This window comes from Mesorhizobium sp. M0500 (assembly GCF_040321165.1).
GTDB lineage: Bacteria > Pseudomonadota > Alphaproteobacteria > Rhizobiales > Rhizobiaceae > Mesorhizobium.
The window spans coordinates 192,322-213,750 of sequence record NZ_JAMYRB010000008.1; the positions used below are offsets into that span (position 1 = coordinate 192,322).

Annotated in this window: 18 protein-coding genes; all 18 read right to left on the reverse strand. The window is 63.7% G+C overall.

The features are described from left to right. Positions 1-6: 6 nt before the first annotated feature. The 18 genes from NKI70_RS17500 to mraZ all read right to left on the reverse strand — a co-directional run bounded on the left by NKI70_RS17500 (position 7) and on the right by mraZ (position 21,228). Positions 7-876 carry an outer membrane protein assembly factor BamD gene (locus NKI70_RS17500; RefSeq protein ID WP_023676756.1) on the reverse strand — a complete coding sequence of 290 codons (870 nt, stop codon included), beginning with the start codon at positions 874-876 and terminating at the stop codon, positions 7-9. A gap of 204 nt (positions 877-1,080) precedes the next feature. After that, a complete protein-coding gene (lpxC, locus tag NKI70_RS17505) occupies positions 1,081-2,028 on the reverse strand; it encodes a UDP-3-O-acyl-N-acetylglucosamine deacetylase (RefSeq protein WP_254818982.1) in 948 nt (315 codons plus the stop codon). A gap of 279 nt (positions 2,029-2,307) precedes the next feature. After that, positions 2,308-3,978, reverse strand: a complete 1,671-nt coding sequence (gene ftsZ, locus NKI70_RS17510) for a cell division protein FtsZ (protein ID WP_023676758.1) — start codon at positions 3,976-3,978, stop codon at positions 2,308-2,310. 68 nt (positions 3,979-4,046) lie between these two features. Then, on the reverse strand, positions 4,047-5,354 hold the full coding sequence (ftsA, locus tag NKI70_RS17515; protein WP_352699252.1) for a cell division protein FtsA: 1,308 nt from the start codon (positions 5,352-5,354) through the stop codon (positions 4,047-4,049). Continuing rightward, entirely contained in the window at positions 5,351-6,292 is a 942-nt protein-coding gene (locus tag NKI70_RS17520; RefSeq protein ID WP_352456163.1) for a cell division protein FtsQ/DivIB, read from the reverse strand. Before NKI70_RS17520 ends, ftsA begins: the two co-directional genes overlap by 4 nt. Beyond that, complete coding sequence (locus tag NKI70_RS17525; protein WP_352619502.1) at positions 6,280-7,206, reverse strand: D-alanine--D-alanine ligase; 927 nt, start codon at positions 7,204-7,206, stop codon at positions 6,280-6,282. Before NKI70_RS17525 ends, NKI70_RS17520 begins: the two co-directional genes overlap by 13 nt. Positions 7,207-7,520: 314 nt before the next feature. Then, a complete protein-coding gene (gene murB, locus NKI70_RS17530) occupies positions 7,521-8,486 on the reverse strand; it encodes a UDP-N-acetylmuramate dehydrogenase (RefSeq protein ID WP_031211769.1) in 966 nt (321 codons plus the stop codon). Next, positions 8,483-9,889 (reverse strand): UDP-N-acetylmuramate--L-alanine ligase, encoded by a 1,407-nt coding sequence (murC, locus tag NKI70_RS17535; protein WP_352456166.1) that lies wholly within the window; start codon positions 9,887-9,889, stop codon positions 8,483-8,485. The genes murB and murC overlap by 4 nt, the downstream gene beginning before the upstream one ends. Then, complete coding sequence (murG, locus tag NKI70_RS17540; RefSeq protein ID WP_352456167.1) at positions 9,886-11,010, reverse strand: undecaprenyldiphospho-muramoylpentapeptide beta-N-acetylglucosaminyltransferase; 1,125 nt, start codon at positions 11,008-11,010, stop codon at positions 9,886-9,888. The genes murC and murG overlap by 4 nt, the downstream gene beginning before the upstream one ends. A 1-nt stretch (position 11,011) precedes the next feature. Beyond that, positions 11,012-12,163, reverse strand: a complete 1,152-nt coding sequence (gene ftsW / locus NKI70_RS17545; RefSeq protein ID WP_352456168.1) for a putative lipid II flippase FtsW — start codon at positions 12,161-12,163, stop codon at positions 11,012-11,014. Continuing rightward, positions 12,163-13,563 (reverse strand): UDP-N-acetylmuramoyl-L-alanine--D-glutamate ligase, encoded by a 1,401-nt coding sequence (murD, locus tag NKI70_RS17550; protein WP_352570481.1) that lies wholly within the window; start codon positions 13,561-13,563, stop codon positions 12,163-12,165. Before murD ends, ftsW begins: the two co-directional genes overlap by 1 nt. An 8-nt stretch (positions 13,564-13,571) precedes the next feature. Then, positions 13,572-14,654: a phospho-N-acetylmuramoyl-pentapeptide-transferase gene (gene mraY, locus NKI70_RS17555; protein ID WP_023676767.1), complete on the reverse strand. Its 1,083-nt coding sequence runs from the start codon at positions 14,652-14,654 to the stop codon at positions 13,572-13,574. A 24-nt stretch (positions 14,655-14,678) separates the two neighbouring features. Beyond that, positions 14,679-16,112, reverse strand: coding sequence for a UDP-N-acetylmuramoylalanyl-D-glutamyl-2,6-diaminopimelate--D-alanyl-D-alanine ligase (locus NKI70_RS17560; protein ID WP_023676768.1), 1,434 nt, complete (start codon positions 16,110-16,112; stop codon positions 14,679-14,681). Further along, entirely contained in the window at positions 16,109-17,563 is a 1,455-nt protein-coding gene (locus NKI70_RS17565) for a UDP-N-acetylmuramoyl-L-alanyl-D-glutamate--2,6-diaminopimelate ligase (RefSeq protein ID WP_352724776.1), read from the reverse strand. Before NKI70_RS17565 ends, NKI70_RS17560 begins: the two co-directional genes overlap by 4 nt. Before the next feature lie 54 nt (positions 17,564-17,617). Then, a complete protein-coding gene (locus NKI70_RS17570) occupies positions 17,618-19,345 on the reverse strand; it encodes a peptidoglycan D,D-transpeptidase FtsI family protein (protein ID WP_352524267.1) in 1,728 nt (575 codons plus the stop codon). A gap of 14 nt (positions 19,346-19,359) precedes the next feature. Then, the gene (gene ftsL, locus NKI70_RS17575; RefSeq protein WP_023676771.1) at positions 19,360-19,737 is read right to left on the reverse strand and encodes a cell division protein FtsL; all 378 of its coding nucleotides are present in this window, start codon (positions 19,735-19,737) and stop codon (positions 19,360-19,362) included. 4 nt (positions 19,738-19,741) lie between these two features. After that, entirely contained in the window at positions 19,742-20,773 is a 1,032-nt protein-coding gene (gene rsmH, locus NKI70_RS17580) for a 16S rRNA (cytosine(1402)-N(4))-methyltransferase RsmH (protein WP_352724777.1), read from the reverse strand. Further along, entirely contained in the window at positions 20,770-21,228 is a 459-nt protein-coding gene (gene mraZ / locus NKI70_RS17585) for a division/cell wall cluster transcriptional repressor MraZ (protein WP_254818997.1), read from the reverse strand. Before mraZ ends, rsmH begins: the two co-directional genes overlap by 4 nt. Positions 21,229-21,429: the final 201 nt, after the last annotated feature.

Here is a 21,429-nt window from a genome sequence, read left to right on the forward strand (position 1 = left end):
CGCCGCTCAGGCGCCGGTGATCAGCTTCCCGGCCTTGGAGATCCACGATCCGGCATTCTCGCGCGGCTCGAGCCCACCACTCTGCAGGAGCTTGTAGGAGTCCTTGTACCACTGGCTATCGGGATAGTTGGTGCCGAGCACGGCCGCAGCGGTCTGCGCTTCCGACGTCAGCCCCATCGCATAGTAGCTCTCGGTAAGACGCGCCAGCGCTTCCTCGACATGACGTGTGTTGGAATAGTTCTCCACGACGTTACGGAACCGTTTGACGGCCGCGATGTATTCGCGGCGCTCGAGATAATAGCGGCCGATCTGCATCTCTTTGCCGGCGAGCTGATCGTTGGCGAAGCGGATCTTCTCCTTGGCGTCGTCGGCATATTCGGACGTGGGCCAGCGCGTCACGAGGTCCTGCATCGTCTGCACGGTAAGACGCGCTTCCTTCTGGTCCTGGGTGACGTCCTTGATCTGACGGTAGTAGCTCAGCCCGATAATGTACTGGGCATAGGCTGCATCGTCGGTGGACGGGTAGAGGGTCAGGTAGCGCTTGGCCGAACCGATCGCCTCGTCGTAATTGCCCTGACGGTAGTCGGCAAAGGCACCCATCACCATCGATTTGCGGGCGAATTCGGAATAGGGATGCTGGCGGTCGACGGCATCGAACTTGCGGCTTGCCTCCTGCAGTCGCCCGGCATTCAGATTGGCGAGACCCTGATTGTAGAGCACGTCGGCCGGCTCGGTCTGATCGACATAGGTCGACAGATCGACGTCCTTCTCGGACGACATGCAGGCCGACAGAAACAGCGATGGAACGACCACCGAAAGCGCCAGGAAAACAGCCCGCCGCAGCGCCTTCGATTGACCAACTCGCTTGAAAAACATGTTTGGATTCCGCCCTTTCGGCGTCATTTCAGTCGACGGCAGCAGCCATAAACCATAATTGCCTTGCCCGGCAACGCTATCCCCGGCCAATCGCACATTTTTGTGGCGGTTTGGCGCCACCTGGAAAGCTGCGTAATTTGGCCGGCCGGTGATGCATCCATGCAACACAGCTTGACCGCAACGGGAGCCGCAAGACCTTAAGAATCAGATCATCCAGGGTGCGTAGAGGGGTGCGTTGACGGCGCTCATCTCGGCGGTACGCCCGCGCTCGCGGCGCGTCGTCTCAACGATCTCGAAAGCCGAACGGTCGGACAAGAGACGGCGCAGCGCAGCTGCGTTCAGCCTGTGGCCGCCACGATAGGAGCGGAAGCAGCCGATGAACCGGGCACCGGCGAGCGCCAGGTCGCCCATCGCATCCATCGTCTTGTGGCGCGCGAACTCGTTGGGATAGCGCAGGCCTCCCATGTTGATCACGCGGTTGTCGTCGCCGATCACCAGGGAGTTTTCCAAAGACGAGCCGAGCGCATAGCCGGCCGCCCACAGCCGCTCGACGTCCTTCATGAAACCGAAAGTGCGGGCCCGCGCGACGTCGCGGCGGAAAATGTCGGCGTTCATGTCGGATGCAAAAAGCTGGCGCCCGATCGCCGGGCTTTCGAAATCGATCTCGATCTCGAAGCGCGTGCCGTCATAGGGCCTGAACTCCGCCCAGCAGGCGCCGTTCTCGATGCGAACCGGCTTGACCACCCTGATGTAGCGACGCTTGACCGGCAGCGTTTCGATGCCTGCCTGGTCAATGGCCTCGACGAACATCACTGCGCTGCCGTCGAGGATAGGCACCTCATGGCCGTCGATTTCGATGACGAGATTGTCGATTCCAAGCCCGAAAAGCGTCGCCATCAGATGCTCGACCGTGGCAATGTGCTCGCCTTGCGGATCGCCAAGCATGGTGCAGAGATCGGTGGCGCCGACCTCGGAGACGAGCGCGCGAAATTCGTGGCTTCCGCTTGCATTCGAAAGCTGGAAGACGACACCCGTATCGGCATCCGCCGGCAGGAAATGGACGGTGACCGGATTGCCACTGTGAACGCCGATGCCAGTCAGCGTCGCGCGCGATTTAAGTGTCGTCTGATAGTCGTGCAAAACAATCCCCATAGCCCGTACTGCCTAGGTCCGCTTCGTTTGCCCTGAGGGCGCGGCTCTTGATTGATCGGCAGGCAGGGCCACTTCCCCGAGACTCCCAGCAAACCGACTTTGGTCGGTGGCGAAGATAATGATCCCGCAGGGAGACTCCAAATCACGGTTTCTTACTCTTTGTAACTGCGGTCCCGGGAGGGAACGCCTCATAAGTCCTTGTTCTGAAATCGTTTTTAACGTTGACAGGCGAACAGTCTCCTGCTCGCCTGTTAACAACTGTTACGAACCGTTAACAGATCAATTGGCCTGTCGGCGCAGAAAGGCGGGAATCTCCAACTGATCGTCTTCCTGGACAGCCCGGCTCTGCGGCGTCAGGCGGCCCTGCTCGTCCAGCTGGCCGCGGCGCGGCGCGTAAAGTTGCGGATCCTGGCTGGCTAGGCGGCGCACTTCGGCCGGCGCCTGGCGCAGTTTCGGTTCGCGAGGCTGCGCCGGCTGCAGTCTTGCAGGCTCCTCTTCGCGGCGGGTCAAGCCGTTGGTCAGGCGCTTGAGCAAGCCCATCGGGCCGCTGTTCTCGTGGTCGGCGGGGCGGGCCTTGGCTTCCACTTCGGCCTTCACCTGCGGCGGGAAATCCTCGACCCGCGGCATGCGCTGGGGTGCCGCGGCAACCGGCTGCGGCATTTCACGATGCGGAGCGGGCTGCATCGCTTGCTGAACCGCTGGCTGCATCATCGGCTGCGGCTGAGCGGGAGGCGCCTGGAAAATCTTGCTCTGCGGACGGAAGTCTTCCGCATGGGCGACCGGTGCCGGGCGGGCCTGCGCCATCGCTGCCGCATTCGCCTCGGCGAGCTGAATGGCCTCGGCGACCGGGTCGGCAGCACGTGGTTCATAGATCGGTTGCTGGACAGGCGCCGGGCGCATTTCCGTGACCTGGGCCGCCGGGCGGCTGACCGGCTTCGGCGGAGCCGTGCGGATGGCGATCGGCGCGGCAGCGATTTCGGCCGCCGATTTGTCGATGCCGGTGGCGACCACTGACACGCGGATAACGCCTTCGAGTTCCTCGTCGAAAGTGGCGCCCAGAATGATGTTGGCATCCTGGTCGACCTCTTCGCGAATGCGGGTTGCCGCCTCATCGACTTCGAACAGGGTCAGGTCGCGGCCGCCGGTGATCGAAATCAGCAAGCCCTTGGCGCCCTTCATCGAGGTCTCGTCGAGCAGCGGATTGGCGATGGCAGCTTCCGCCGCGGCCATTGCGCGGCCCTCGCCCGAAGCCTCGCCGGTTCCCATCATCGCCTTGCCCATTTCGCGCATGACCGAGCGGACGTCGGCGAAGTCGAGATTGATCAGGCCTTCCTTGACCATCAGGTCGGTGATGCAGGCAACGCCCGAATAGAGCACCTGGTCGGCCATGGCGAAGGCATCGGCGAAGGTGGTCTTGTCATTGGCCAGCCGGAACAGGTTCTGATTGGGAATGACGATCAGGGTATCGACGCATTTCTGCAGTTCCTCGATACCCATGTCGGCCGTCTTCATGCGGCGCTGGCCTTCGAAGTGGAACGGCTTGGTGACGACGCCGACGGTGAGGATACCCTTTTCGCGAGCAGCGCGCGCGACCACGGGGGCCGCCCCGGTGCCGGTGCCGCCGCCCATGCCGGCGGTGACGAAGCACATATGCGTGTTGGAGAGATGATCGATGATCTCGTCGATGCACTCTTCCGCCGCCGCGCGCCCGACTTCAGGCTGCGATCCGGCGCCAAGACCCTCGGTGACATGCGCGCCGAGCTGGATCAGCCGCTCGGCCTTCGACATCGTCAGTGCCTGCGCGTCGGTGTTGGCCACCACGAACTCAACGCCGCGCAAGCCGGCGGTGATCATGTTGTTGACGGCATTGCCGCCGCCGCCGCCGACACCGAACACGGTGATGCGCGGCTTGAGCTCGGTGATGTCCGGCTTCTGCAGATTGATGGTCATTGTCTTCGTCCTTTGCCTTTCCCGCCGCTTCGCCGCCGCGGCCGCCTATGGGGCTGTCCCCGTCAAAATTAAAAACTGTCTCTCAACCACTGACTCATTCGATGCAGTTTTCCGCCTGTTCCGGTCATCCGGAGACCGGAAATTCCCTTCGCCGGCCGGCTCTCGAAGCTCGCCATCTGTGGATAGATCAGAAGTCCGACCGGGGTCGAGAAAGCCGGCCCCTTGGCCGCCTCGGGCAAGCCTGCCACGCCGAGCGGGCGTCCGATGCGCACATTGCGGCCGAGAATGCGGCGTGCTGCTTCGGGCAGGCCGGCAAGCTGGCTGGCGCCGCCGGTCAGCACCACGCGCTTGCCGACGGCATTGCCGTAGCCGGATTTGTTCAGCCGGTCGCGCAACAATTCCAGCGTCTCGTCGATGCGGGCGCGGATGATGCGCGCCATCACCGAGCGCGGGATCTGCAACGGCACCTCGCCGTCCTCGCCGATCGGATGGATGGAAACCAGGTCGCGGTCGTCGGCACTGCCAGGCAGCGCCGAGCCATGCATCACTTTCAGCCTTTCGGCGGCATCGAGCGAGGTCGACAGGCCCTTGGCCATGTCCAGCGTGACGTGGTTGCCGCCGATCGCGATGGCATCGCCATGGACGAACTTGCCTTCCGAAAACACCGAGATCGTCGTCGTGCCGCCGCCCATGTCGATGCAGGCCGCGCCCATTTCGAGCTCGTCGTCGACCAGCGCAGCAAGCCCACTGGCATAGGGCGTCGCCACCATGCGTTCGACCGACAGATGCGAGCGGTTGATGCAGAGCTCCAGATTGCGCAAGGGCGCTGCGTCGCCTGTCAGCACGTGCATGTCGACGCCAAGCTGGTCGCCAACCATGCCGCGCGGATCGCGCACACCGCGCTCGGCATCCAGCGAAAAGGCTACGGGAAGCGAATGGATCACCTCGCGCTCGGCCCGCAACGCCTGCTTGGCGCCGGCGGCAAGTACGCGCTTGATGTCGGCCTCGTCGGCCTCATGGCCGCCGAGATTGATGGTGGCCGAAAAAGCCTCGCTCTTCAGCCGGCCGGCAGTCATGTTGACGATCAGCGAATCGACCGTCAGTCCCGCCATGCGTTCGGCGGCGTCGACGGCAAGACGGATGGCGTGCTCGGCACGGTCAAGATCGATGACGACGCCCGATTTCACGCCTTGCGATTTCTGGTGGCCGATGCCGATCACCTGGACGCGATGCGAGCGTCCGCGCAGCAGCTTGCCATCGTCGCGCGGCTTGAGTTTGGCCACCACGCAGCAGACCTTGCTGGAACCGACATCCAGCACCGTCAGGATGCCGGACCGGCGCGACGAGGCATCGCTATTGCCGCCAAGCCAGCTCATATCTTCGTCTCCGGCTTGCGCTTCAGCATCTTGGGCTTTTCGTCGAGCGCGGCTTGGCGCTGTGTCGCCGCTTCCGGCGTCAACTGGACGACCAGACGATCGGAAAGGCGCATGTCGACGGCGGCGATGTCGCGCGTCAAAAGCCCGTTCTCGTGATCCATCCTGACCAGGTCGGCAATCGCCTGATCCTCACCGTCTTCGGGAAGCTTGATCGTGATGCCGTTTTCAAGCTTGAGATCCCAGCGCCGTTCGCCGATGCGGATATAGCCCTTGATCCGCGCGGCGAGCTCCGGATAATTCTTGATCTTGGCCAGGAAATCCGGCGCTTTGGCCGGTGCGCCGGTGCCGATGATCAGCGGCAGCAATATCTGCTTGCCGCCGGAGAACGGCGCAATGACGGTGCCGGATTTCTCGATGACCGAAAGCGCGCTGCCTTGCTGCCACAGCGCGAACGGCTCGCGCTCCTCGACGCGCACTTCCAGCGTATGCGGGTAGACCTTGCGCACTGCCGCGGCTTCGACCCAGGGTAGCGTGGTGATGCGTTCGCGCGCGGCTTCGGCATCGAAGCCGATCAGCGAGGTCCAGCCGTCGAGTTCCAGCCTGTCGAGAATATCGATCTCGGACGTTTCGCGGTTGCCGACGACCTTGACCTGGTCGACGGCAAAGCCGGTGCGGGCGGTAACACTCTGGACGATGGCGTCGGAATATCCGCCGAGATAGGCGCCATAGGCACTGCTCGAAACAAGCAGTGCCGCCGACAGCATGGCAGCGCAATAGGGCGGCGCTTCGAAGTCGCCCTCGCCGAGGCGCGCCAGCACGCGCACCGGCCGGCGGAGCAGGCGTGGCAGCACGAAATGGTCGAACGACAACGGCATGCCGAACAGCGCCGGCCCGGCAGCGCCCTTCCCCTTGCCCTGTCCCCACTTCAACGCAGACACGAAGCGTCCTCCACCATCCAACTCAACAAATCGCCGAACGAGTGTCCCGCTTGCGCGGCGATTTCCGGCACCAAAGACGTCGGCGTCATGCCCGGCTGGGTGTTGACCTCGAGCCAGACAATTTCGCCGTTTTCGGAGTGACGATCGTCATAACGGAAGTCCGACCGGGAAACGCCCCGACAGCCGATAGCTTGGTGAGCCTTGAGCGTCAGTGTCTGTATTTTTTGGTAAATATTCGGTGAAAGTTTTGCCGGGCATTCGTGTTTTGATCCTCCCGCGACGTATTTTGAATCATAGTCGTAGAAGGAATGGCCGGTCGGGATGATCTCGCAGACACCGAGCGCCACATCGCCCATCACCGCGCACGTCAATTCCCGCCCGTGCACATAACGCTCGACCATCACCGCGTCGCCATATCTCCACTCGGACGAGCCGATGATCTGCGGCGGATGCGACTGGCCTTCATGCACGATGACGACGCCGAAGCTCGATCCTTCGTTGACCGGCTTGACTACATAGGGCGGCTTCATCGGGTGCTTGTTCTGGATGGCGAAGCGATTGGCCACCTTCGATTCCGCCACCGGAACGCCGGCCGCCTTCGCGACCTTCTTGGCCTGTTCCTTGTTCATCGCAAGCGCCGAGGCAAGCACGCCGGAATGGGTGTACGGAATGGCGAGGTACTCGAGGATGCCCTGGATGGTGCCGTCCTCGCCGAAGGGGCCGTGCAGCGCATTGAAGACGACGTCAGGCTTGAGCTCGGCAAGCACCGAGCCGATGTCACGCGAGACGTCGACGCGGGTGACCTGGTAGCCCTCCCCCTCCAGCGTATCGGCGCAGGCTTTGCCCGACGACAGGGATACGGGCCGCTCGGACGAGAATCCCCCCAGAAGGACGGCCACGTGCTTGCTTGTCATTCCCCGTCATTTCCTCTCACAGCAGGCCTGCACCATCATGCATGGCCCGAAAAGCATCGCGCGCACTCAAATACGCCGAGCAGCTTTGCTCCCGTGTTTCCGCAACATTGAGTCCGAGTCTCCCGGCAGGTTGCCCCCCAGACGGAAACGCGAGTAACGCGTCGAAACGACTCAAATCAGGAAACGCTTCAGGGCAGAGAATCAGAGAGTTGATTCGCTGGCAAGTGCTTACGATTCCGATGGATTCACTTTCCGCAAAAACGGCAGCAAAATGTGAATTCATGAGTCCGAAAGGCAACGGCGGGTCAGCTTGCCTAAAGCAACTGCCCGAGAAATTCCTGGACGGCATGGCCCGGCCGAAAATTACCGATGCGCTTGATCTCCCACTGCAGCCGGATGCCTGATCTTTCGAGCACGCGCGCACGCACCGTCTCACCGAGATATTCAAGCTCGTAGCCCGTGGCGGTTCCGGTGTTGATCATGAAGTTGCAATGCATCGGCGACATCTGCGCCCCACCAACCATCAGGCCGCGGCAGCCGGCCTTGTCGATCTCCTTCCAGGCCGAGGTGCCCTCAGGATTCTTGAAGGTAGAGCCACCGGTCTTTTCGCGGATCGGCTGCACGGTCTCGCGATGGTTCTGGACAGCATCCATCGCGGCCTTGATCGCCGCCTTGTCCTCAGGAATGCCTTCGAGCAGCGCCGACGTGAAGATCAGCCCGGACGGCGCCGCTGAATGGCGATAGGCATAGCCCATATCGGCATTGCTCAGCGTATGAACATTGCCCTTGCGGTCGAGTGCCCGCACCTCGACCACGCGCTCGCGCGTCTCGACGCCATTGGCGCCGGCGTTCATCCTCAGCGCTCCGCCAATGGCGCCGGGAATGCCGTGGTAGAAATGAAAGCCACCGATGCCTGCCTCGTAGGCAACGGCCGCAAGGCGCTTGTCGGGTGTCGCGGCGCCCGCCTTGATCGTGGTCGGCGCAATTACTTCGGTCTCGCCAAAGCCTTTGGCCGAAAGCCGGATGACAAAGCCCGCAATGCCGCCGTCACGGACAAGCAGGTTCGAGCCGACGCCGACGATGGTCAGCGGAATTTCCTCCGGCACCGCCTTCAGGAACGTGGCAAGATCGTCCTCGTCGGCCGGCTGGAACAATGCGTCCGCGAGCCCGCCGGCTCGAAACCAGGTGATCTTGTCCATCTCGGCATTGGGCGTGATGCGGCCGCGCAGTCCGGCAAGCCGGTCGCCAAGCTTCTCGATCAACGCCTGGCCGCGCATCATGAGATGGTCCCGCCGAGTTCCTTGGGCAGCGCATAGGCCCATTGGGTGATGTTGCCGGCGCCGAGGAAGACGACGAAATCGCCCGGCTTCGCCACCTCGCGCACGATCGGCGCAATCGCCGCCGGACCTTCGATGTAGCGTGCGTCGCGATGGCCGCCGGAGCGGATGCGCGACACCAGTGCGTCGGACGTGACGCCGTCGATCGGTTCCTCGCCGGCCGCATAGACGGGCGCCACCATTACCGTATCGGCGTCGTTGAAGCAGACGGAAAACTCGTCGAACAGATCGCGCAGCCGGGTGAAGCGATGCGGTTGTGTAACGGCGATGATGCGACCCTTGGTAGCGCTGCGCGCAGCTTTCAGTACCGCCGTGATCTCGACCGGATGATGACCGTAATCGTCGAACACATCGACACCGTTCCACGAACCGGTATGGGTGAAGCGCCGCTTGACGCCCGCGAAAGACGACAGGCCCTTCTTGATTGCCTCAGCCGAAAGGCCGAGCTCATGCGCGACGGCAATCGCCGCCGTCGCGTTGGAGACATTGTGGCGCCCGGGCATGGGCAGCCGCAGGCCTGATATCGTTATCTGGCCGTGCGTCTTGCGGTCGCGGATCACCACGTCGAATTCCGAGGTCGGGCCGTCCATGCGGTGATTGGTGAAGCGCACGTCGGCCTGCGCATTTTCGCCATAGGTGATGACGCGCCGGTCCTCGATGCGGGCGACCAGCGCCTGCACCTCGGGATGGTCGGTGCACATCACACCAAAGCCGTAGAACGGCACATTCTCGACGAACTGACGAAACGCTTCGCGCACTTTGTCGAAGGAGCCGTAATGGTCGAGGTGCTCGGGGTCGATATTGGTGACGACGGCAATCTCGGCCGGCAGCTTGAGGAAGGTGCCGTCGCTCTCGTCGGCCTCGACCACCATCCATTCGCCGTCTCCCATGCGGGCATTGGTGCCATAGGCATTGATGATGCCGCCATTGATTACCGTCGGGTCGAGCCCGCCGGCTTCGAGTAGCGTCGCCACCATCGAAGTCGTCGTCGTCTTGCCATGCGTGCCGCCGATCGCGACCGCCTGCCGGAAGCGCATCAGCTCGGCCAGCATTTCGGCGCGCCGCACGATCGGCAGCAACTTCTCTCTCGCCGCCTTCAGCTCCGGGTTGGATTTCTTGATTGCGGTGGAGACGACGACCACTTCGGCCTCGCCGAGGTTTTCGGCCTGATGGCCGACGAAGCATTCGATGCCCTTGTCGCGCAGCCGCTGCACATTGGCGCTGTCAGCCTGATCGGATCCCTGCACCTTGTAGCCGAGATTGTGCAGCACCTCGGCGATGCCGCTCATGCCGATGCCGCCAATGCCGATGAAATGCACGAGGCCGATCGTCTGTGGCATCTTCATGCGTGCGTCTCCTTCCTGAATTCCGAAACGGATTTCCTGGACGCAATAGCCTCTGTCAGATCGGCGAGCAACCGCGCCGCGTCGGGTCTTCGCACCGAGCGGGCCGCCGAGGCCATGGCGGCGAGCCTGTCGCCGTCGCCCAGCAACTCCACGATCTCGCCTGCGAGCGCCGCCGCGTCGAGGCCGGGCTGGCGCCGCATCACCGCGCCCCCCGCATTGACGAGGATCTGTGCATTGTGGCCTTGATCGTCGTCGAGGGCATGCGGAAGAGGCACGAGGATGGCCGGCCGGCCGATCACCGAAAGCTCGAGCACCGTCGACGCGCCCGAGCGTGAGACGACGAGATGCGCGGCGGCCATGCGCGCCGGCAGATCGGAGAAGAACGACGCGACCTCGGCCTCGATGCCGAGAGCGCGGTAGTGCTCTCTCACCCGCGCCTCGTCCTCGCCGCGTGCCTGCTGCACGATGCTCAGCCGCGAGCGCATTGCGCTGGGCATCGCCGCCACCGCCTCAGGCACAGTGTCGGAAAAATAGCGCGCGCCCTGGCTGCCGCCGAAGACGAGCAGCCGCAGCGGTCCGCCGGGCTCGGGCACGGCATAGGGCCTGCCGGCCACGTCGAGCACCGCCTGCCGGACCGGATTGCCAGTCTCCACGATCTTGGCCGAGAAGGGACCGGAGGCCTTGAGGAAGCCCCCCGCAATCGCCGTCACCCGCGGCGCGAGCGCCTTGTTGGCGCGGCCCATTACCGCGTTCTGCTCATGGATCAGCGTTGGCGCACCGCGTCGCGTCGCCGCGAACAGCGGCGGCAGCGTCGGATAGCCGCCGAAGCCCACCACCGCATTCGGCCTCAGCCGGGCGATCAGGGCGGACGACTGGCGGAATCCACGCCACAGGGTCCAGAAGGTCCGCGCGACAGTCAGCGGATTTCTCGACCCGAAGGTAGCGGAGGCGATAGCGTGGACGCCGTCGCCGGGGAACCTGCCGGCATAGCGCTCGGCGCGGTCGTCGGTGGCCAGATGTACCGCCCAGCCGCGCGTCTTGAGCTCATGTGCCAGCGCCTCGGCCGGGAACAGATGTCCGCCGGTTCCGCCTGCCGCCAGAAGGATGACCCCCTTCGCCATCTCACTCCGCCGGCATCGCACGCGGCGACGGCATGAAGCCCAGCTGCTTGCGCTTTTCCGGGCGCTTGCGCGTCAGCGCCAGCACCATGCCCATCGAGATGGCGATCGCGATCTGCGAAGAGCCGCCGTAGGAGATGAACGGCAGCGTCATTCCCTTGGCCGGCATCAGCTGCAGATTGACGGCCATGTTGATGACCGACTGCAGGCCGAAGACCGTGACCAGGCCGCCAACCGCGTAGCGGGTGAAATCGTCCTGCTCCCTGAGCGCCGTGTTGAGACCGCGCAGCACGATGAAGCCGAAGATGGACATGATGAAGAAACACATGATCAGCCCGAATTCCTCGCCGGCGACAGAGAAGACGAAGTCGGCGTGGCTGTCGGGGATGACCCGCTTGACGGTACCCTCGCCCGGCCCGACGCCGAACCAGCCGCCATTGATCAGCGCCTCGCGGCCCATGTCGACCTGGAACGTGTCGCCCTCGCCGGTCATGAAGCGGTCGATACGGCCGGCAACGTGCGGGAACACTGCATAGGCGGCGAACACGCCGCCGACGCCTGCAGCACCCAGCGCGACGATCCACAGCCACGGCAATCCGGCCATGAAGAACATCACCCCCCAGGTGCCGAGCACCAGCATGGTCTGCCCAAGGTCAGGCTGCGCCACCAGCAGCGAGATGACCAGTGCAAGCAGCAACATGGCGAACAAATTGCCCGGAATGTCGGGCTGGCGCTTGTGCTCGGCGAACAACCAGGCGCAGATGATGACGAAGGCCGGTTTCAGGAACTCGGACGGCTGGATCGACAGGCCGGCTAGCGACACCCAGCGCCGCGCGCCCTTCACCTCGACGCCGATATAGAGCACCGCCACCATCAGAAACAGCATGATGCACAACATGACCAGCGCCATGCGCCGGATCTGCCTGGATTCAAGGAACGAGACGGCCAGCATTACCCCAAGCGCCGGAATGGTGAAGATAATCTGGCGTGTCGCGAAGTGGAAACTGTCTAGCCCGATGCGCTCGGCCACCGCCGGGCTTGCGGCGAAGGACAAAACGATGCCGAGCCCCATCAGCGACAGGAACGCCGCCAGGAACCAGCGATCGATCGTCCACCACCAGGTCGCCACAGGGCTTTTGTCGAGACGGCTTTGCATTATCGTGTCCCTCCGATGGGCTTCACGCCATCAATGGCGGTTGCGGCTTGCCTGAACGCCTCACCGCGCACTTCGAAATTCTTGAACTGGTCGAAACTGGCGCAGGCCGGCGACAGCAGCACCACTGCCTCGCCGCTACTATCCCTGGCCGCATCGCGGGCGGCGTGTTCGACTGCCGCCGCCAACGTGCCTGATATCTCGTAGGGCACCGCTTCGCCCAGCGTCGCCGAAAAGGCCGGTGCGGCTTCGCCGATCAGATAGGCCTTGGCGATGCGCGGGAAGAAGCCGCGTAACGGCTCGATGCCGCCCTCTTTCGGCAGGCCGCCGGCAATCCAGTAGATACGCGCAAAGCTCGACAGCGCCGGTGCAGCGGCATCGGCATTGGTCGCCTTGGAATCGTTGACGAACAGCACATGCCCTTTGCGGCCGACCTGCTCCATGCGGTGCGCCAGCCCAGGGAAACTCTCAAGTCCGGATTGGATCTCGCCGAGCTCGAGCCCGACCTTGAGGCAGGCGGCGGCGGCGGCCAGCGCGTTCTGCGCATTGTGCTGGCCGCGCAACGAGCCGATGCCTTCGAGGAAGGCGACACGGCTGTAGCGGCCGTGCACGGCTTCCATTAAGTTGGTGCCGTCAGCGAAATAACCGTCGGTCAGCGGCAGGCGCTTGGAGATGCGGATGACCTGCCGGCCGGCCCGCTCCAGCCGATCGGCGATCTGGGCGCACCAGGAATCGTCGACACCGATGATTGCCGTCTCGCTGCCGGCCACCAGCCGCTCCTTGATCGAGGCGTAGTGTTGCATCGTGCCATGGCGGTCGAGATGGTCCGGCGTCAGGTTGAGCAGCACACCGGCCGTCGGATTGATCGAAGGGGCAAGATCGATCTGGTAGGAAGAGCACTCAACCACATAGTGCCGTTCAGGCTGCGGCGGATCGAGCGTCATCACCGCGCGGCCGATATTGCCGCCCATCTGCGTGTCGCGCCCAGCCGATTTTAGGATGTGCGCCGTCAGTGCCGTGGTCGTCGACTTGCCGTTGGTGCCGGTAATGGCAATGAAAGGTGCTGCCGGTGCCAGCAGCATCCGCTCGCGGCAGAAAAGCTCGATGTCGCCGATGATCTCCACGCCTGAGCCCCGCGCCAACTCGACGGTCCAGTGCGGCTTGGGATGCGTCAGCGGCACGCCGGGCGACAGCACGAAGGCGGAAAACCTCGCCCAGTCCGCACCACGCAGGTCCGCTGTCGTGATGCCGACCGCGCCGGCCTTGGCGACGCTGTCGGGATTGTCGTCCCACGCCAGCACATCCGCGCCGCCCTCGATCAGCGCGCGCGCCGTGGCAATCCCCGAGCCACCGAGCCCGAAGAGCGAAACGCGCTTGCCTGAAAAGGATGCGGCGGGGATCAAGCGGCCTCCTATCTGAGCTTCAGGGTCGACAGGCCGACCAGCGCCAGGATGACGGCGATGATCCAGAAGCGGATCACCACCTGGCTTTCGGTCCAGCCGAGCTTTTCGAAATGATGGTGGATCGGCGCCATCAGGAAGACGCGCTTGCCGGTCATCTTGAAGTAGCCGACCTGGATGATGACCGAGAATATCTCGACGACGAACAGGCCGCCGACGATGACCAGCACGATCTCGTGCTTGGTCGCCACCGCGACCGTGCCGATCAGCCCACCCAGCGCCAGCGAGCCGGTGTCGCCCATGAAGATCGCCGCCGGCGGCGCATTGAACCAGAGGAAGCCAAGCCCGGCGCCGATCACCGCTCCAAGGACCACCGCAAGTTCACCGGTGCCGGGCACGAAATGGATCTGCAGATATTCGGCGAACACCGCGTTGCCGGAGAGATAGGCGATGACGCCGAAGGATGCGGCGGCGATCATGATCGGCACGATCGCCAGCCCGTCGAGACCGTCGGTCAGGTTCACCGCATTGCCGGCGCCGACGATGACGAAGCACGAGAACGGGATGAAGAACCAGCCGAGATTGACGAGAAACTCCTTGGCGAAAGGGAATGTCAACGATGACGAGAACGGCGCCTGGCCGTTATGCATGATCACCCAGGCGGCGATGCCGGCGATGACGAATTCGAGCCCCAGCCGCGCCTTGCCGGAAAAGCCGAGATGCGATTGCTTGGTTACTTTGAGATAATCGTCGTAAAAGCCGATCGAGCCGAATCCCAGCGTCACCAGCAGGACCACCCAGACGTAGATGCTCGACAGGTTCGCCCACAGCAGGGACGAACCGACGATGCCGGACAGGATCATCAGTCCGCCCATTGTCGGCGTTCCCGCCTTCTTGAAATGCGTCTGCGGCCCGTCGGCACGGATCGGCTGGCCCTTGCCTTGCCGCAGCCGCAGCGAATTGATGATGGTCGGTCCGAAGATGAACACGATCAGCGCCGCTGTGATCAGCGCTCCGCCGGTGCGGAAGGTTATGTAGCGGAAGACGTTGAAGACCGAGATCTTGTCCGCAAATTCGACGAGCAGTGTTAGCATGCGCTTGCGTCCCCCGGACCGATCCTAGGTCTGTCTGCTGGTTGTGGCTTCCGCCGGAAACTTGCCGAGCAACGCCTCGACCAGCTTTGAAAAGCCTATGCCCTTCGACGATTTGATCATAACCACGTCGCCGGGCTTCAATTCCGATAGAAGAACCGGTTTCAGATCTTCCGCACCGGCGCGGTACTCCGTCCTGATCTCGCCGGGCAAAACGTCGGCCAGCGCCCGCATCTCCGGGCCGCCGAGAAAGACCGTGCGCGTGTCGGTGCCGACGATCAGACCGGCAAGCGCGGCATGCAATTTCGCCGAATGGCTGCCGAGCTCGAGCATATCGCCGAGCACGGCAATGCGCCTGCCTTCGCCCGACACCGGCGTCGTGTTGAGCAGTGCCATTGCAGCGCTCATCGACGCCGGATTGGCGTTGTAGCTCTCGTCGATCAGCGTGATCGGCCCGTTGGGGTGACGCAACACATAGCGCTTGCCGCGTCCGCGTTCGGGCGAAAGATCGGCCAGCGCCTGCGCAACTCTGGTGACGTCGGCGCCGACCAGATGCGCGGCACCAAGCACCGCGAGCACGTTCTGCACCATATGGCGGCCCGGCGCGCCGATCCTGGCGACAATCTCGTGCCCGCCAATCTTGGCGGTGATGACCGAGTGATCGGCATTGAGCTCGCATTTGATCAGTTTGAAGGTCGCCCGGGCATTCTCGCCGAACCCGTAGACATGCTCGACGCCGGCCTCTTTGGCCATCTTCTCCAGCAGCTTCCAGCGCGCATCGTCGCGGTTGAGAAGGGCGGCGCCACCGGGCTCCAGTCCCTCGAAAACCTCTGCCTTGGCCTTGGCGATCTCGTCCAGGTTGCGGAAGAAGCCGAGGTGAGCCGCCGCGATCAACGTTACGATGGCGACATGCGGCCGGACCATCTTGACCAGCGGCCGGATCTCGTCCGGATGGTTCATGCCGATCTCGAAGACGGCATAGTCGAAACCCTGCGGCATGCGCGCCAGCGTCAGCGGCACCCCCCAGTGATTGTTGAACGACTGGGCCGATGCATGCACCGTACCGACCGCGGAGAGAGCGTGGCGCAGTGCTTCCTTGGTGGTGGTCTTGCCCGCCGACCCGGTCACGGCAATCACCCTGGCCTTTGAGCGTGCGCGCGCGGCAACGCCGAGCTTTTCCAGAGCGACAAGCACGTCCTCCACGACGATCATCGGTGCCGTCAGCCGCCCCAGCGACGGCAGCTTGCCCTCGGCGACGATCAGCACGCCGGCACCCGCCTTGATGGCGGCGGTGACGAAATCATGGCCGTCCATAGCCTCGCCCTTGATGGCGAAGAAAGCGTCTCCCGGCTGCAGGCTGCGGCTGTCGATGGAAATGCCGGCGATGCCTTCAGGCATCGGACCGAGCGGCCGGCCATCCATGGCGGCAACCAGCGCCTCGGAGGTCCACAGATAACTCACGCTGCTTGCTCCCGCAGCGCCGAGCGAACTTCTTCATGATCGGAAAAATGCAGCGTCTCGGTGCCGATGGTCTGGCCTTCCTCATGGCCCTTGCCGGCCACGATCAGCGTGTCGCCAGCGTGAAGCATCCCGACCGCCTCGTGGATGGCCTTGCGCCGGTCGCCGATCTCGATGGCGCCAGGTGCGGCCTCCAGGATCGCGGCGCGGATCGTCTCGGGTACTTCCGAGCGGGGATTGTCGTCGGTGACGATGACGACGTCGGCCAGCCTTGTGGCGATCTCGCCCATGATCGGCCGCTTGCCCCGATCGCGGTCGCCGCCGCAACCGAATACGACGATGACGCGGCCGGTGGTAAAGGGGCGCACCGAAGCCAGCACGTTTTCCAGCGCATCCGGCTTATGAGCGTAGTCGACATAGACGGGCGCGCCGTTGGCGGCTGTCCCGACAAGGTCGAGCCGTCCCGGCGCGCCCTTCAATTTCTCCAGCGCCATTAACGCCTTGGCAACAGATGTTCCAGTCGAAATGGCGAGGCCGGCCGACACCAGCGCATTTGCAATCTGGAAGTCGCCGGCCAGCGGCAAGTCGACTTCATGGAGAACGCCGTCCGCTTCGACCTCGGCGCGCTGGCGGTGGCGCTCGTGCTCGACCCGCTTCAGCCGCAGGAAATCGCCGTGGCGGCCGACCGTCAGCACATTCAGTCCCCCTGCCCGCGCCGCCTTGATCGTCGGCTCCGACCACGGGTCGTCGGCAAAGATGACCGCCGGCGCGCCCTTCGGCAGCAGCGCGTCGAACAGACGCAATTTGGCGCGATGATAGTCCTCGACCGTCGGATGATAGTCCATATGGTCGCGGCCGAGATTGGTGAAGCCGCCGGCCGCAAGCTTGACGCCGTCGAGCCGGCGCTGGTCGAGGCCATGGCTGGACGCTTCCATCGAGGCGTGGGTGACGCCGGCCTCCGCCAGCTCCTTGAGCAGCCTGTGCAGTGCCACCGGATCCGGCGTGGTCAGCGAGCCATATTCGTTGCAGCCCGGCGCCACCACGCCGGTCGTGCCAATCGAGGCGGCGGCGAAACCCGCCTGCTCCCATATCTGCCGGGTGAATGCGGCGACCGAGGTCTTGCCGCTGGTTCCGGTCACCGCGACCATGGTTTGCGGTTGCATACCGAAAAAACGTGCAGCACTCAGGGCCAGTGCAAGGCGCGGATCGTCTACGACAAGAACCGGGACTGGCAGCCCGACGACGGCACTGCCCTTGCCGACCACGATCGCTGCAGCGCCTCGGCTCGCGGCATCGGCTGCGTAGGCTGCGCCATCCGCCTTGGAGCCGGTGAGCGCGAAAAAGACGACGCCCCGTGTTACCTGGCGGGAATCCGACGAAATCCCTGTAGCCTCCATGTCGAAGGAAGCTGTCCCCTCGACAGGCAGGATACCGGCTAGATTTTTCAGCTTCATCGAACCCCGTTCATCGCAACAAAATAGCGCGCAGTTGCCGGCGCGCCCCAAGAATCACTGATAGGAAACCAGCGTTGCACCATTTTCATGGCTGAAATCTGGCTTCACGCCAAGCATGGAAGCCGCACGTCGGATGATGTTTGCAGCCATGATGCCCGCGTTCGAGGCGGCCGTAGCACCCATGCCGGGCTTTTCCGGCTTCGGTTCGTCGGCGATCGTAAGCACTATGTATTGCGGATCGTCCATCGGGAAAGCCGCAACGAAGGCGTTGAAATTCTTTTCCTTCGAGTAACGGCCGTTGACGACCTTCTCCGCCGTTCCCGTCTTGCCGCCCACCCGGTATCCTGGCACCCGTGCATTGCGGCCGGATCCCTTTTCAGCATTGAGTGCATAGAGATAGCGCATGCCCTCGACCGTCTTGTCGCTGACCACTTTCTTGGCCACCGCCATCGCCTGCTCCTGCGTGCGCGGCAGGAAGGTCGGGTCCATCAGATAGCCGCCATTCATCAGCGCGGCGCAGCCGACCGCTGTCTGCAGCGGCGTCGTCGACACACCGTGGCCGAAGGCGATGGTGATCGAATTGACCTGCTTCCAGACCTTGGGCTCGGTCGGCCGAGCGACTTCCGGCAGTTCGGTCTGCATCTTCTCGAGGATTCCCAGGCGATGCAGGAATTCGCGGTGTCCGTCGATGCCAACCGCTTCGGCTTCCTTGGCAGAGCCGATATTGGAGGAGTAGATGAACACTTCCGGCACCGACAGTACCCGGCCCTTGCCATGGAAATCATGGATGGTTTGATGGCCGATCCTGATCGGGCGCGACGCGTCGAAACGGCTTTGCAGCGTTATCTTGCCGGAATCGAGCGCCATGGCGGTGGTGAAGCTCTTGAAGGTCGACCCCATTTCATAGAGGCCGGCCGACATACGGTTGAGCCGGTCCTTGTCCTGCGCGTTATAGGGGTTGTTCGGATCGAAATCCGGAACCGACGCCATCGCCAGCACCTCGCCGGTCTTGACGTTGAGCACAACGGCGCCCGCCGCGATGGCGTGGTACTTTTCCATGCCGGTGGCGACCTCGTCGCGCACGATATGCTGGACGCGCAGGTCGATCGAGAGCTGCACCGGCTTCAAATCCTTGGCCACCGCCAGGCCCGACGCCTGAAGATCGCTCAAGCCCTGTTCGTCGATGTATTTCTCCATGCCGGAGATGCCCTGATTGTCGATGTTGGTGAGGCCGACAATGTAGGACGAGGTTTCGCCGGCCGGATAGAACCGGCGCTTTTCGGTGCGAAAGCCGAATCCGGGGATGCCGAGTTGCATGATGTCGGCCTGCTGCTTCGGTGTCAGTTGCCGCTGCAGCCAGACGAACCCGGCGCCGCTCTTCAGCTTGTTATATGTCTGCTCGTAGTCGATCTCGGGAAGCACCGTCGACAGCTTTTCGATCGCCTCGTCGGCATCGACGATGCGGCGCGGCTCAGCAAACAGCGACGCGGTCTTGATGTCGGTCGCCAGCACTTCGCCGTTACGGTCGACGATGTCGGGTCGCGATGCCGTCACCCGGCTCTGCGGCCCGCCCGACAGGTCGGGATTCTGGAAACCCAGATAGACCAGCCGCCCGGCAATGGTCGAATAGATGCCGAAGAACACCGCCATGGTCATGACGATGCGGGTCCTGCCCTTGCCACCGGTCGCCTTGCGGGCACCTTCGACCACGATCGATCCGCCTGCGCCGGGCTTCGAACCGCGCTTCAGCAGCCTGCCAATCTTTGGAAATCTGGCGGCCATTGGAAATCCGGTGATCATTGGACGATGCCTCCGGTCACCACGGGATCTTTGCCGCCGATATCGGCCATGCCGCCCAGCCGCTGCGATGAAAGGTCCTCGATGTTGACGGGTTTCGCCGGCAGATCGTCCAGCCCGACGATCTGGCGCGCATTGACCGGCTCGAGTCCGAGTTGCGATTTGTAGATTTCGGTGAGCTTCTGCAGGCGCGACGGCTGGGTAAGCAGGCTCCAGTCCGCCTTGAGCAGGTCGATCGTGTCCTCCTCATAACGGATCTGCGCCTGGATCTTGTGCACTGCCGCCAGTTGCTCCTCGGCCTCGCGCTTGGTCTTGTAGGTCAGGGCAGCCGCCGAAACCATGACGGCGATCAGGACTATGTCGCTGGTACGAAACACGTGCTCACCTCTCTCCCGGTCGATCGGCGCCGGGAAGCTTTGGGCCAGGCAGTTTTGGCAGGCCGAAGATCGAAAAATCGCCGGCACGCGCCGGCGCCTCTGTACGGATCGCAGCGCGCAGCCTTGCCGAGCGCGCCCGCGGATTTGCCGATATCTCGGCATCGCCAGGCGTCACGCCGCCGCCCTTCTTGGTGAAGGTGGCGGTGCGCGCCCGCGCCTCGGGCAGATGCCGCGATCCGGTCGCTGAATCGGCTCTGTCGGCGATGAAGCGCTTGACGATGCGGTCCTCGAGGGAATGGAAGGTCACCACGGCAAGCCGCCCGCCCGGTTTCAGGACGCGCTCGGCGGCAAACAGTGCCTTGGCCAGTTCGCCGAGTTCGTCATTGACGAAGATGCGCAGCGCCTGGAAAACGCGGGTGGCCGGATGGATCTTGTCTTTCGGCGCGCGACCGATATGCGTCTCAATGGCATCGGCAAGGTCGAGCGTGCGCTCGAAGGGGCGTTTTTCGCGACGGCTCTCGATCATGCGGGCGATGCGCCCGGCATGGCGTTCCTCGCCGAGAAAACCGAAGATGCGGGCAAGATCGCCCACCTTGAAGGTGTTGACGACGTCGGCGGCGCTCAGGCCCGCCTGCGCCATGCGCATGTCGAGCGGTCCATCGGCCCGGAACGAAAAGCCGCGCTCCGGCTGGTCGATCTGCATGGAGGAGATGCCGATGTCGAGCACGACGCCATCGGCGCTTTCAACCTGCTCGTCGAGCGTCGAGAACGGTGCCTGGACAAGCCTGAGCTTGCCGCCGGACTGCTGTTCAAGGGCCCGCCCCGCCGCGATCGCATCCGGATCGCGGTCGATGGCGACGACCGAGGCTCCGCTTGCCAGAATGGCCTTGGTGTAGCCGCCGGCACCGAACGTGCCGTCGACGATCATCTCGCCTTTTGTCGGGGCCAACGCCTCCAGAACTTCGGCAAGGAGGACCGGAATGTGGCGGGCTGGTCCGCCAGCGGCATGAACTTCATCGCCGTCGCCCGCCATCATTCCGGCCGCTCCCCGGGCTTCGTCCCCTGCCGAAGCTGCAAAAGCCGGGCGCGTGCTTCCGTCCCATAGGCGCTGAGCCGTCCCGGCTCCCAGATCTGAAAGAAATTGCCGCGGCCAACGAAGGCCACTTCCGCTGAAATGCCGGTATGCTCGCGAATGAAATCGCTCATCGTGATACGGCCGTCCTGGTCGAGCTTCAGAAACGTTCCATCGCCATGGCAGAAGAACGACATGTCGTCCGCCGTCTGCAGGAACGGGTCTTCCTGGGCGATACGCTGCTCGTAGCGATCGAGCAGGTCGAGCCCACCGACATCCATCGCCGGGCGATCCAGGCAGCGTAGCGCATAAAGTTCCGAATAGCCGCGTTTCTGCACAACGGCACGGAAATGCGCCGGCACGGACACCCGTCCCTTCGCATCGATCCTGTTCACCGCGTTCGACAGAAACCGGTCCATTACGCGTTACGGCCGCTTGCGCCGCCGCACCCCTCTGCATCTTCCTGTCCGCGCCGCCCCAGCCCGGTCGGCGTCCAAAACCCGCTTCGTTATATCGGGCGAACGCAGGCAAACGCGCAGCCGCCGCGGCTGCCCGATTGGCGTACGCTTCACCCTGACACGGAACGAAGGCTTGAGTATCGGAATGGGATATCATGGGGT